This window comes from Mycobacterium sp. NGS24, assembly GCF_059813065.1.
Genome location: NZ_JCALDW010000011.1, coordinates 50,694 through 63,651, shown reverse-complemented (window position 1 = coordinate 63,651; position 12,958 = coordinate 50,694). Strand labels below are relative to the sequence as shown.

At 66.8% G+C, this 12,958-nt stretch carries 11 protein-coding genes and 1 tRNA gene; 7 read left to right on the top strand and 5 right to left on the bottom strand.

Translation table 11 applies throughout. The annotated features are described in order from the left end of the window. Positions 1-61 precede the first annotated feature (61 nt). Positions 62-1,189, top strand: coding sequence for an NDMA-dependent alcohol dehydrogenase (locus AC5Y6Y_RS15770; RefSeq protein WP_463828417.1), 1,128 nt, complete (start codon positions 62-64; stop codon positions 1,187-1,189). 7 nt (positions 1,190-1,196) lie between these two features. Next, complete coding sequence (locus AC5Y6Y_RS15765) at positions 1,197-1,613, top strand: ketosteroid isomerase family protein (RefSeq protein ID WP_463828416.1); 417 nt, start codon at positions 1,197-1,199, stop codon at positions 1,611-1,613. Between the two features lie 7 nt (positions 1,614-1,620). Here AC5Y6Y_RS15765 and AC5Y6Y_RS15760 read toward each other — a convergent pair whose 3' ends face one another. After that, positions 1,621-3,090, bottom strand: a complete 1,470-nt coding sequence (locus tag AC5Y6Y_RS15760) for a hypothetical protein (protein WP_499919055.1) — start codon at positions 3,088-3,090, stop codon at positions 1,621-1,623. 141 nt (positions 3,091-3,231) lie between these two features. Here AC5Y6Y_RS15760 and AC5Y6Y_RS15755 point away from each other — a divergent pair, with 141 nt between their 5' ends. After that, a complete protein-coding gene (locus AC5Y6Y_RS15755; RefSeq protein ID WP_463828414.1) occupies positions 3,232-3,636 on the top strand; it encodes an HIT family protein in 405 nt (134 codons plus the stop codon). Between the two features lie 89 nt (positions 3,637-3,725). On the opposite strand, the gene AC5Y6Y_RS15750 is transcribed toward AC5Y6Y_RS15755, so the two are convergent. Both AC5Y6Y_RS15750 and AC5Y6Y_RS15745 read right to left on the bottom strand, forming a co-directional pair. Then, complete coding sequence (locus AC5Y6Y_RS15750; RefSeq protein ID WP_463828413.1) at positions 3,726-5,174, bottom strand: sensor histidine kinase; 1,449 nt, start codon at positions 5,172-5,174, stop codon at positions 3,726-3,728. Positions 5,175-5,176: 2 nt separating this feature from the next. Further along, entirely contained in the window at positions 5,177-5,896 is a 720-nt protein-coding gene (locus tag AC5Y6Y_RS15745; RefSeq protein ID WP_463828412.1) for a response regulator transcription factor, read from the bottom strand. Between the two features lie 162 nt (positions 5,897-6,058). Between AC5Y6Y_RS15745 and AC5Y6Y_RS15740 the strand changes: the two genes are divergently transcribed. From AC5Y6Y_RS15740 to AC5Y6Y_RS15725, 4 genes are all read left to right on the top strand, one after another. Further along, positions 6,059-6,778, top strand: coding sequence for a hypothetical protein (locus AC5Y6Y_RS15740; protein WP_499919057.1), 720 nt, complete (start codon positions 6,059-6,061; stop codon positions 6,776-6,778). Positions 6,779-6,807: 29 nt separating this feature from the next. Continuing rightward, positions 6,808-6,879: transfer RNA gene (locus AC5Y6Y_RS15735), tRNA-Thr, on the top strand. 329 nt (positions 6,880-7,208) lie between these two features. Beyond that, the gene (locus AC5Y6Y_RS15730) at positions 7,209-9,263 is read left to right on the top strand and encodes a serine/threonine-protein kinase (RefSeq protein ID WP_463828410.1); all 2,055 of its coding nucleotides are present in this window, start codon (positions 7,209-7,211) and stop codon (positions 9,261-9,263) included. A 140-nt stretch (positions 9,264-9,403) separates the two neighbouring features. Then, complete coding sequence (locus AC5Y6Y_RS15725; protein ID WP_463828409.1) at positions 9,404-10,396, top strand: alpha/beta fold hydrolase; 993 nt, start codon at positions 9,404-9,406, stop codon at positions 10,394-10,396. Positions 10,397-10,422: 26 nt separating this feature from the next. On the opposite strand, the gene AC5Y6Y_RS15720 is transcribed toward AC5Y6Y_RS15725, so the two are convergent. Both AC5Y6Y_RS15720 and AC5Y6Y_RS15715 read right to left on the bottom strand, forming a co-directional pair. Then, positions 10,423-12,084, bottom strand: a complete 1,662-nt coding sequence (locus tag AC5Y6Y_RS15720) for a PE domain-containing protein (protein ID WP_499930118.1) — start codon at positions 12,082-12,084, stop codon at positions 10,423-10,425. An 87-nt stretch (positions 12,085-12,171) separates the two neighbouring features. Continuing rightward, on the bottom strand, positions 12,172-12,951 hold the full coding sequence (locus AC5Y6Y_RS15715) for an enoyl-CoA hydratase (protein ID WP_499919060.1): 780 nt from the start codon (positions 12,949-12,951) through the stop codon (positions 12,172-12,174). Positions 12,952-12,958: the final 7 nt, after the last annotated feature.

The window sequence follows — 12,958 nt, the reverse complement described above, 5'->3', positions numbered from 1 at the left end:
CTAGTGCCGGGCCTGGAGCCAGGCACACTCAATTCAAAGGCGAAATGGGGTCAGGTCCATCGTGAAGACAAAAGGCGCACTGATCTGGGAATTCAACCAGCCGTGGTCCATCGAGGAGATCGAGATCGGCGACCCCGTCAAGGACGAGGTCAAGATCCAGATGGAAGCGGCCGGGATGTGCCACTCCGACCACCACCTGGTGACCGGCGGCATCCCCATGGCGGGCTTCCCGGTGCTCGGCGGGCACGAGGGTGCGGGCATCGTCACCGAGGTCGGCCCCGGCGTCGAGGACCTCGCCCCCGGCGACCACGTGGTGCTGTCGTTCATCCCGTCCTGTGGGCAGTGTCCGACCTGTCAGGCCGGCCTGCGCAACCTGTGTGACCTGGGCGCCGGGCTGCTGGGCGGCGCCGCGGTGTCCGACGGCACCTTCCGGATCCAGGCCCGTGGCCAGAACGTCTTCCCGATGACGCTGCTGGGCACCTTCTCGCCGTACATGGTGGTGCACCGCAGCTCGGTGGTGAAGATCGACCCGTCGGTGCCCTTCGAGGTGGCCGCGCTGGTCGGTTGCGGCGTCACCACCGGCTACGGTTCGGCCGTCCGCACCGCCGACATCCGGCCGGGTCAGGACGCCGCGATCGTCGGCGTCGGCGGGGTCGGCATGGCCGCACTGCAAGGTGCGGTGGCCGCCGGAGCCCGCTACATCTTCGCCATCGACCCGGTGGAGTGGAAGCGCGACCAGGCGCTGAAGTTCGGCGCCACCCACGTCTACCCCGACATCAACGCCGCGTTGATGGGCATCGCCGAAGTCACCTACGGCTTGATGGCACACAAGGTGATCGTCACCGTCGGCGAACTGCACGGCGCCGACATCGACAACTACCTCAACATCACCGCCAAGGGCGGCACCTGTGTCGCGACCGCGATCGGCAGCCTGCTGGACACCAACGTGACCCTGAACCTGGCAATGCTGACCCTGATGCAGAAGAACCTGCAGGGCACCATCTTCGGCGGTGGCAACCCGCAGTACGACATCCCGCAGCTGCTGTCGATGTACAAGGCCGGCAAGCTGAACCTGGACGACATGGTCACCACTCAGTACCGCCTGGAGCAGATCAACGACGGTTACCAGGACATGTTGGACGGCAAGAACATTCGCGGTGTCATCCGGTACACCGACGCAGATCGGTGACCGTGCGATGACCCAGACTGCCCAATCCCCGGCCCTGACCGCCTCGCAGTCGTCGTGGCGTTGCGTGCAGGCCCACGATCGGGAGGGCTGGCTGGCGCTGATGGCCGAGGACGTCGTCGTCGAGGACCCGATCGGCAAGTCCGTCACGAACCCCGACGGCACCGGGGTGAAAGGCAAAGCGGGTGTCGCGACGTTCTACGACACCAACATCGCCGCCAACAACCTGACCATCACCTGCGAAGAGACGTTTCCGTCGAGTTCGCCCAACGAGATCGCCCACATCCTGGTGTTGGACAGTAAGTTCGAGGGCGGCCTGACCAGTTCGGTGCGCGGGGTGTTCACCTATCGCGTCAACGCCGAGGGGCTGATCGACAGCATGCGCGGGTACTGGAACCTGGAGATGATGACGTTCGGTCAGGAGTGACGCGGGCTCAGCCGATACGGCCGAGTCCGGTGATGTTGCCCTGCATGATCTTGTTGCCCATCAACACCATTGACGACGTCTGAATCGGGTCGCTGAGAATAGTGGCCGACTTCAGTTGCTGGTAGATGAGATTGCCCGTATTGGGGTCGATGACCGAGTACGCGAACAGGTCAGCCGGTGTGGTCTGGTCGAGGCCGACGCGGGTGATGGTGTAGATCAGGCCGTCCCCGGTAGACAGGTGTGGCAACGCGGCACTGCGGACCTTGCTCTCCCACACCGTGTGACAGCCCGGGCCGGGGCTGTCGATGTCCACCCGGGTCATGCCGCCGACGAACGGCGCCGTCGCCGGAACTGCCGGGCCGGCGTTGGCCGGCACCTGCGGGTAGGGATAGCCGTACGTGCTGGCGATGAACATCGAATTGCCCACGCCGATAGGCGAATTCTCGCTACCCGGACCGCCCAGCGTCAGCACCGTCTGCTGGCAGATCGGGGCACCGCTGCCGGCTTGGTAGACCAGTGCGTGCACCTGGGGTTCGGCGTTGTCGACGATGGTCAGGTACTCGGCGCCGGTGGGCCCGAAATACGTTGGGGTGGAACCTGTTCCCCAGCTCAGCTGACCAGGCTTGCGGGCCGAGCCGCGGTCATAGGCCTGCCGCCACAATTGCTGCGGGGTACCGCCGCCACCGAGGATGATCTCGTAGAGCGCATGGGTGGTGGCCACCGCGACGCGGTTCTGCGGTGATGCCGAAATGCTGTTCGCCACTTGCTCTCCCGCGGGCAACTGCATGCTGGCGACGCCACCGCCCGCTTTCGCCACACCGACCACCCCGTTGGCGGTGGCAAACCAGACATTGCCCTGATAGTCGGGCACCACGCCGACGGAGCTGTCGCCCGGCGCTATCGCGGTGGACAGGTCGGTGGACTCGGTGACCGACAAGTGCCAGCGACCCCGCTCGTCTTTGCTGTGCGCAATACGCAGCAGATGGTTGGTCCCGTCGACCAGCACCATCTGGTTGTTGTTGTCCACGTAGGCATAGACGCCGCCCAACAGGCCGCCTTTGGCGATATCCATGCTGGCCAGTGGGATGATCTGGGGCAGCACGCCGTCAGGGTTGAGCAGATGCAGCACCGGGGACTGGGCGGTGATGGTGGTGCACAACGCCAGCACCAGGCCGTCGGTGCCCTGCGTGATCGTCGGACAGGCCGCCAGCAGCGGGAAGGCGAAGATCGGAACCAGCCGGGCACCGGGCCCGGGCAGCGGTCCCGCATCCGCGGAGCCGGCGTCGTTGTGCATGGACGCGATGCCGTTGGGCGCCATGAAGGGGTTGGGCGGCCCCAGCGGACCAAACGGGTCGGCGGCCCGGGCTGGGGTGATCAGGGGGACCAGGGACACAGCGCAAGCGGTGAGCACTGCCAGCGGAATCGTCAGCAGCGTCTTGGGACTTCGCGCCAAGGTGCCCTCCAGGGATCGGGTCACATCGCAGTGTGGCGATCGCCGGGAACGACACCGCAACGGTGCGTTAACGATTCGGCGTCAGGAGTTTGGCGCATCCCGCGGGCTCGGCGCCGGAACGTCAATGGGTGCAGCCACCCGCGGGCTCGCACCTATGCTTGGGCGATGGCATCGATCTTCACCAAGATCATCAATCGAGAACTCCCCGGCCGCTTCGTCTACGAGGACGACGACGTCGTCGCGTTCCTGACGATCGAGCCGATGACGCAAGGGCACACCCTGGTGGTGCCGCGCGCGGAAATCGACCAGTGGCAGGGCGTGGACAGTGCGGCGTTCGGCCACGTGATGTCGGTGAGCCAGCTGATCGGCAGGGCGGTGACCAAGGCGTTTTCGGCGGAACGCGCCGGGTTGATCATTGCCGGGCTGGAGGTGCCGCACCTGCACGTGCACGTGTTCCCCGCCCGCAACCTGAGCGACTTCGGGTTCGCCAACGTCGACCGCAATCCGTCCGAGGAATCCCTGGACGAGGCGCAGGCCAAGATCAAGGCGGCACTGGAAAAGCTGGGCTGAGTCCGCGCTGACGCTGCGTCCAGGGCGCAGTCGTACGAGATGTCGTCACCCTCAGCGCAGGGCCATTGGACTCTCGGAACCGGCGTGCGCTAACCGACGGGGGCGGGCACGTCGCTCACCCGCGGCAGCAAGACCCGGAAACAGCAGCCCTGACCAGGGGCGGTGGTCACGGTGACGCTGCCGCCGTGTGCCTTGACCACGGAGTCGACGATCGACAGCCCGAGCCCGCTGCCGCCGGTGGCGCGGGCGCGCGAGGAATCGGTGCGATAGAACCGTTCGAAGACCCGCTCGGCATCCTGGCGGCTCATGCCGGGACCGTTGTCGGCAACCTCCAGGACGGCGTCGTCGCCCTCGGTGCCGACCCGCACGGTGATGTCGGCGCTGCCGGGCGTGTGCTGGATGGCGTTGGCGACGAGGTTGCTCAGCACCTGACGCAACCGAGGTTCGTCACCGACCACTTCGGGGGTGCCCGGGCCGTCGAGCACTGCCATCGCGATGTTGCGCGTGGAGTCCATCGCACGCCCGTCGTGCACGGCATCGCTGGCCAGTGCCAGCAGATCCACCCGGTTGGCCTCCAGCGGACGTTGTACGTCCATCCGGGCCAGCAACAACAGGTCGTCGACCAGCAGGCCCATCCTGCCGGCTTCGCTTTCGATCCGGGACAGCAGCATCGAGACGTCGCTCGCGGCGCCCTGCCGGTACAACTCGGCGAAGCCGCGGATCGTGGTCAACGGGGTCCGCAATTCGTGGCTGGCGTCGGTGATGAACCGCCGCATCCGCTCCTCGGAACCGCGAGCCGTCTCGGCCGAGGCTTCCGAGGCGGCCAGCGCCTGCTGAATCTGAGCCAGCATTCCGTTGAGCGCCAACGAAAGTCGGCCCACCTCGGTGCGGGAGTCACGTTCGGTGACGCGCCGATCCAACTGACCGGCGGCGATCGCCGCGGCGGTCTGCTCGACTTCACCCAACGGGCGCAGACTGCGTTGCACCACCGCGGACCCGGCGATGCCGACCACCACCAGCACCGCGGCCCCGATGCCGGCCTGCAGCAGGACCAGCGAGCGCAGCGTGTGGTCGACGTCGGACAGATCCGCGGCCACCGTGGTCAGGCCACCTTGCGGTCCGCGCACCGAGACCGCCCGCCACTCGATGCCGGAGTCGCTGACCGATGGCAGTGTCGTCGGATTGGGGCCGACGTCGTTGTCGGCCGGCAGCGCCGGTTCGGCATTGCGGTCGTTGATCGCTGTCATGGTCTTGCCCTCGGGGCTCACTGCCCGCACGTAGAACTTCGACGGCGGCCGGGCGGGGTCGGGCCCCTCTCCGATCGGCGCGGTGTGCTTCCACGGTGCCTGTGCCCAGGTCCGCGTCGCATCCATCAGCGTCGCGTCGATCCGGCTGATCAGGCTGTGGCGCAGGATCGAGGTCACCGCCACACCCGACACCAGCAGACCGCAGAGCACGAGCACCAAGGTGGCCGCGACCAGACCGACCCGCAGCGGCACTGCGCGTCGATATCGTCTGGCGGTCTCGGTACCGGCCACGCTCAGCGCGGCTCCCGCAGCACGTAGCCGACCCCCCGCAGGGTGTGCAACAGCCGCTTCTCGCCAGTGTCGATCTTGCGGCGCAGGTAGGACACATAGGACTCGACGACGTTGACGTCACCGCCAAAGTCGTAGCGCCACACGTGATCCAAGATCTTCGGCTTGCTCAGCACGGTGCCCGCATTGATGACGAAATACCGCAGCAAGGTGAATTCGGTGGGAGACAACGACACCGGCTCACCGGCCTTCCACACTTCGTGGGTCTCTTCGTCGAGTTCGATGTCGGCGAAGGACAACCGGGCATTGCGGGGTTCGTCGCGGCCCTTGCCGGCGCGGCGCAAGATCACCCGCAACCGGGCGACCACCTCTTCGAGGCTGAACGGCTTGGTCACGTAGTCGTCGCCGCCCAGGGTCAGCCCGGCGATCTTGTCCTGCAACGAATCTCGGGCGGTGAGGAACAGTGCCGGAGCCTCGATGCCGTCGGCGCGCAGTCTGCGCAGCACTCCGAAGCCGTCCATGCCCGGCATCATCACGTCCAGGATCACCGCATCCGGGCGGGCTTCGCGCGCCCGGTCCAGCGCTTGCGCACCGTTGGATGCGGTGTGCACCTCGAAACCCTGGAATTTCAGGCTTACCGAGAGCAGTTCAACGATGTTGGCTTCGTCGTCGACGACAAGGATGCGCGCCTCCGGCGGGGTGGGACCATTCGTACTTCGCGTCATGACCAACGGCCCCCGAACCGGATCCTGTGCACTTGCTGGTTGATCATTGTAAGATTCCTGTGAGGTCGTTGTACGTACTCTGCTAGCAGTCTGCCAGCAGATGGCGTTTCCGCGTAGCCCCCACACGGCGATATCAGCACGCATCGCGAATAGACTCGCAGGATGAACCTCGTCAAAGCCGTGATGGGAATCGCGACCGCCCCCGCCCGCGCCGGGCTGGCTGCCGCGGAGGCGAGCCTGACGCTTGCCGGCGCCGCGGTGGGCGTTGCCAAGCGAGCGCTGGGCGAGACCGGCAGCACCGGTGGGCCCAATGCGATGGCCAACATGCTGGGTATCGACGATGCGCTGGCCCGAGCCAACCGCCTGGCCCGGTTGCTGGACGACGACATGCCGCTGGGCCGCGCCATCGCGCCCAACGGCCCGATGGACCGGATGCTGCGACCCGGCGGCGTCGTCGACCTGCTGACCTCGGAGGGTGGGCTGATCGACCGCCTGACCGCCGAGGGCGGCGGACTGCACCGCGCGCTGCAACCCGGCGGGCTGGCCGACCAGCTGATGGGCGCGGACGGAATGATCGAGCGGGTGCTGGCCGAAGACGGACTGGCCGACAAGCTGCTCGCCGAGGGCGGCCTCATCGACACGCTGACCGCCAAGAACGGTCCGCTGGAGCAACTGGCCGATGTGGCCGACACCCTGGCCCGGCTCGCGCCCGGGATGGAAGCGCTGGAACCGGCCATCGCGACGCTGCAGGAGGCCGTCATCTCGCTGACGATGGTGGTCAACCCATTGAGCACCATTGCCGACCGCATCCCGCTGCCGGGTCGGCGTCCGCGCTCGTCAGCGCGGTCGGTGCGCACCACACGAATCGTCGACCCCGACTAGTCACCGGTTAGGCTTGACCGGCTTCACCGGCCTCCTTAGCTCAGTGGTAGAGCACTCGCCTTGTAAGCGAGCGGTCGTCAGTTCAATCCTGACAGGGGGCTCTGCCGTCTCCGCTCGCGCGAGCGGGGCCACTTGCGGCGGATCCGGACGTACACCATGTGCACATGTGTGGCATACATATTCACCGCTAGCGCAGAAGATTTCCTGGACCCGATCCCACTGGGTAACATCGCCCGAGCCTGGATAACCCTTCGGTGGCAGCACCGCGTAGCCGCCGGTGGATCACATTTCGGCGGGTTTGGCAATCGGATTAGCGTATGCAAAATCTATGATTTTTGTTTGAGTTCGCTATCGCCCCGCTGTCCAGGGCTTGACATTGCCGTTAGATCAGTGGGTCAACGGTTTTGGCGACACCTGCATAGGGGGGTTTGTGGACCAGGATGGGACGCCGTTCGGCCGCTATCGGTTGATCGAGCTCATTGGCCGGGGTGGGATGGGTGAGGTCTGGCGGGCCTACGACACGGAGACCTCGCGCGTGGTCGCCGTCAAGGTCCTGTCCGACAACCTGGCCGCCGATCCGACCTTCGTGCAGCGGTTCCGCCGGGAAGCGTTGGCCGCCGCCGGGCTCAACGACCCGCACGTCATACCGATTCACCACTTCGGCGAGATCGACGGTCGCCTCTACGTCGACATGCGCCTGATCAAGGGCCGCGACCTGCAGAGCATCATCGCCGACGGGGTGATGGACCCGGCGCGGGCGGTGCTGATCGTCGAGCAGATCGCCTCGGCGCTGTACGACGCACACCAGATCGGGCTGGTGCATCGCGACGTCAAGCCGTCCAACATCCTGGTCACCCCGAACGATTTCGCGTATCTGATCGACTTCGGCATCGCCAGCGCGGCCGGGGAATCGCGGATGACCAACACCGGCAGCGTGATCGGCACCTGGGCCTACATGGCGCCGGAACGGCTGAGCCAAGGACAGACCGACCCGCGCAGCGACACTTACGCCCTGGCATGCGTCCTGCATGAATGCCTCACCGGCAGCCAGCCGTATCCCGGCTCGAGCATCGAGCAGCAGATCGGCGGCCACCTGGGCCTGCCGGCACCGCGACCGTCTGCGCTGCGACAAGGTCTACCGCTGCAGCTCGACGGCGTCATCGCGATCGGGATGGCCAAGAACCCCGACCAGCGGTATTCGAGTCCGATCGAGATGGCCGCAGCGGCCAAGGCGGCGATCACCCAGCCCACGGTGCTGCCCCCCGCCCCGCGCAACACCGACCCCGGTCAGTCGGAAACGCAGCGCCTGCCGATACCGCAGGGACCCCCGAACCAGCCACGCAACTACCACCAGCCGGCTCAGAACCGGGCCGTCTCGAACACCGACGCAACCCAGTACCGTCAATACCCGACCGGGGGCACCGATGCGCCCGGCGGGCAGTACGGGCACGGTGGCCCGACGGGTCCTTCGAGCCCATCCGTGCCGCCCTCCGGCCCGGCTGCCTCCGGTGGCGGGCAGAGCGCGAAGGCCGATCCCAAACGCCGTCGCATGATGCTGATCGGCAGCATCGCAGCGGCGGTCCTGGTCATCGGGCTGGTCGCAGCCTTCGCGCTGAGTGGCTCCGGGGACAAGGGCGGCAGCGGAACCACGACCGCGGCGAGCGGACCGAACAGCGGCCCGCTGACCGGCACCTACACCCTGGCCTTCGGTCAGAGCATCGGCCTGGACGGCAAACCTGAGGCCGGCCAGGACCCGCCGGGCAATGAGACGTGGAAACTGCGGTCGGTCTGCGGCGCCAAGGGGTGCGTGGCCACCGGGTCACGAAGCTCCGGCAGTTTCAAGCACCCGACGAGCCTGGTGTTCGACGACATCAAAGGACGCTGGATCGCCGTTGCACTGGACACCGAACGGTGCGGTAACGAAGACATCGAAGAGTGGCACTGGGTCTATCTGCTACCCCGCCCGGACGGCAGCATGGCCGGTGAGTGGATCGACGACTCGGTGAAGTGCTACAGCAAGAGAAGTGTGACGTTCACCAGAACCGGCGATGCCGACGTCTCCGGCCTGCCCGACCCGTCCGCCCTGCCGGCCCGGGTGAATTCTCCCGCCCTGGGGTTGCGCGGGTTCTACCGCTCGAAATTCACCACCGCGGCCGGCCAGGCCAGGCCCGCAGACCAGGACTTCAGCGTGGACACCTTCTGCATGCGCGCCGGGGACCGCTGTCTGAGCCGGTTCGTGCTGACGGATTTGTCCGACCATCAGCTGTTCATCTTCGCCAACAACGCGTGGACGGAAAATTCCGAGGAAGACGTTCCCTGTCCGGCCGGTGGGACCAGCCACGTCCGGGTGACGGGGGTGTTCCCGCTGCCGAAGGGGGCCGGCGATCCGATCCCCACGCTGTCCGGGCACGGGATGGAAGACGCGTCGGGCAGTGCCTGCAAAGGCGGTCCCTACGATCAGGTCTTCACCCGCATCCGGGATTGACCCCGACCCGGCATCAGGCGTCAATCCCCAGATCGGGTCGCGTTTAGAAGTTCCCAAGAAACCTGCAAGGCCTGCTCCGCAGACTCACTTCATCAGCAACATCCATGTCCGTTCACACCGAAGTGACCAAGCAGGCCAAAATGAGCGAAGTTCGCACGATCGACCTACACGGTGACCGCGTCGCCTACCGCGACGAAGGCGCTGGCGAGGTGCTGCTGCTGATCCACGGCATCGGCGGCAGCTCGAACAACTGGCGCGCCATCATTCCCGCGTTGTCCAAGCGATTCCGGGTCATCGCGCCGGACCTGCTGGGCCACGGACAGACCGACAAGCCACGCGGCGACTACTCCTTGGGCGCGTACGCGGTGTGGTTGCGGGACTTCCTGGACGCGTTGGGCATCCCCCGCGTCACCGTGGTGGGCCACTCCCTGGGCGGTGGAATCGCAATGCAGTTCACCCACCAGCACCGTGACTACTGCGAGCGGCTGATCCTGATCAGCAGCGGTGGACTCGGCGCCGAAGTGAACCGCACGTTGCGGCTGATTTCACTGCCCGGGTCCGAGATTCTGTTGCAGGCGGCGGCGTCGCGGCCGATGATCGCGGTGCGCAAAGCCGTGACGGCCCTGGGGTCCAACGACGAGCACAAGACGCGCCTGGACGAGCACTGGGAAGCCCACGCGGCGCTCTCCAACCCCGAGAACCGGCGGGCTTTGCTGCGCACCCTGCGCGCTGTCGTCGACCGGCGCGGCCAGTTCGTGTGCGCGCTGAACAAGTTGCACCTCAACGCGAACGTGCCGGTGATGATCATCAGCGGCGACAAAGATCGGGTGATCCCCGTCTCGCACGCCTACGCGGCCCACCAGGCTATGCCACACAGCCGACTGCACATCCTCGACGGCGTCTACCACCACCCGCAGACCGAACGAACGGACGTGGTGGCGAGTCTGATCGACGACTTCATCGGCGCGGACGGCGAATACGCCGGTGCTGCAACGACTGCGGCCGTGTCGCTCGCGGACTGGTCGGCATCGGCTGACTCGCGCAGCGGCGGCCCGCGCTCTCGCGCCGTGATGCAGCGCATCAGCCGGCGACGCACGCGCCGGCACCTGCAGTCGGTACCGGCAGCCAGCTGAAACCGCGGAACGGTTACACCTGTCGGTCAGAGGGCCAGGCCGGGCAGGGCCACGATGTCACCGCGCAGCGCGGCGATCACGTCCTCGGCCACCGCGGCCGGGAATTGGACGGTGGCCGTGGCGATCTCGTCGATGCCGTCGCGAACCGCGGTGACAACCGCCGCCGGATCCCCGGAAAGCAACGACAGCCCGACGTCCCAGACCGCGTATTGCGGGGCGGTGATGAAGTTGCGCCAGTCGACGAACAAGGCGGTGGGTAAGTTCGCCGGGCCGATCGGGATGCCGTCCCAGCTGTTCATCGTCCAGCCGCCGGCCGGGTTGCCGGTCACCTGCACTATTGCGGTGTTGGGCAACGAATGTGTCAGCAGGAGTAGCGGATTGGGGTTGTCGACGTTCATCAGCGTGCCGACGCCGATGGTGAAAGCGCTGGAATACGCGACGGAGGTGTCGCCCGGCACCGGATTCGCCAGCGCACCGCCGTAGATCGCCTGTAGCGAGCTGTCGAAGTTACAACTGAAAACGATGCCGTTGAAGTCCGTGGATCCGGGGGCCAGCATAGGGAAAAGCGGGAATCCCAGGGTCCAGGCGATCGGTCCGACCAGGTAGAGCAGACCGGCGGGACTGATCTGCGGCAAACCTTCGAAGATTCCCGCGTGGATCTCGTTGAGCCCGGGCAATACACCGTAGGCGGAGGTCAGTTCGGTCGCAGTCTGCTGCACCCTGAGTAACTGCGACGCGAAGACCCCGGAGTATTGCGTACTCGGCGACAGCGTCCCTGCCACGTTGGTCGCCTGCTGCACGCCCGCAGGGGTCAGGTTCACGCCAGGCACGGCGGTGTCGATCCAACCCTGTGCGTTGGCCACCGACTGGGCATGCCGGACGAAATCGATGACAATCTGTTGGCCGCCACCACCCGCATCGCCGTACGAACCGGTGCCGATGAACAGTCCCGCACGACCGGTGGTGGCGCCGGGGCCGCCGTTGCCGAAGAAGAACGCCTGTCCGCCGGCACCATCCGTCCCGCCGGGACCGCCCATGCCGCCATTGCCCAGCAGCCAGCCGCCGGAACCGCCGGCACCACCCGGTCCGCCACCGGAGCCGGTACCGCCGGGACCGCCGTTGCCGATCAACCCGGCGTTGCCGCCGCTGCCTCCGGCGCCACTGGCCGGACTGAAGCCGGGGCCGCCGTCACCGAACAGCAGACCCCCCGCACCCCCGGTGGGCGCCGTCGCCGTTCCGGGCGCACCATTGCCGATCAGCGGACGCCCCAGCAGCATGCTGCTGGGGACATTGACGATCGGATCCAACGCCTGACCGACGGGGCTGGCGATCCACGCCTGACCGGCCGCATGAATCGGCCCGTAAATCGCGATCTGAAACCCGTCGGCCGCGGCCACGCGCAACGTGACGACGATGGCCGCTTCAGCATTTGCATAGGCGGCAGCCGCACCGTTCAACGCGCTGACGAACTGCTCGTGATAGGTCGCCGCTTGGGCCGCTGCCGCCTGGAATTGCCGGGCGTGCGTGCCGAACAACTCGGCGATGGCGGTTGAGACTTCGTCGGCGGCTGCTGCGGCTACCGCGGTGGACGGCAGCGCCGCCACGTGCACGGGGGTAGGTGGCGCGGCGATCTCGGTCGATGTCGCCGCGGTCTGCAGCATGCCCGGCGCAACCAGCACAAATGACATCGCCCTACCCCCATTGGTATCGCGTAGTGATCATCATGGCGCGCAGGCCGGGCAATCACGGCGTTATCACCAGAATTGGTGGGCGGGTCAGCGCTCTCCGCTCCTGCGGGACAGGAACGCCTGCATGTGCTGCTGCGGTTCGCCGGTCAGGAAGGCGTGACCGAACTGTTCGACGCTGTCCTCGATCGCCTCGTGCACCGTCATGTCGAACCACTTGTTGAGCAGCCGCTTCTGCTGGCGAACCGCGTGTGGACCAAATCCGACGAGCCGTGCCGCGAGCTCGCCGATGCGGGCGTCCAGCGCGTCGGGCGCGACGACTTCGTGTACCAGGCCCCAGTCCGCGGCCGTGCCCGCATCGATGGTCTCGCCGGTCAGCAACAACCACGCGGCGCGCGACGCCCCGATCAGCGCCGGCATCAGCGCCGCGTGAATCACCGACGGGATGCCGACGGCAACCTCTGGCATTCCGAATCTGGCGCCGGACTCGGCAATTCGTAGATCGCACGACATCGCGACCTCCAGACCCCCACCCAGGCACCAGCCCGAGAGCCGAGCGATGACCGGGACGGGGCAGCGCCGAATCGCTTCGCACAGCCCCGCGAGTCCACGGATGAACACCTCGGCACCGGCCGGTTCGAGGGCGACCATTTCGTTGATATCGGCACCGCCGATGAACGCCCGGTCCCCCGATCCGCGGAACACGACCACCCGCACCTCGGCGTCCTGACCGATGGCGTCGAACACGTCGGCCAATTCTGAATTAGCCGCGCTGCCAATGATATTCAGCGGTTTCGAGTTGATCAGTTCGACGGTCGCCAGTCCGGCATCGCGGCCGAACCGGACGAATCGCCCCTCCATGGTGGTCATCCGCCGC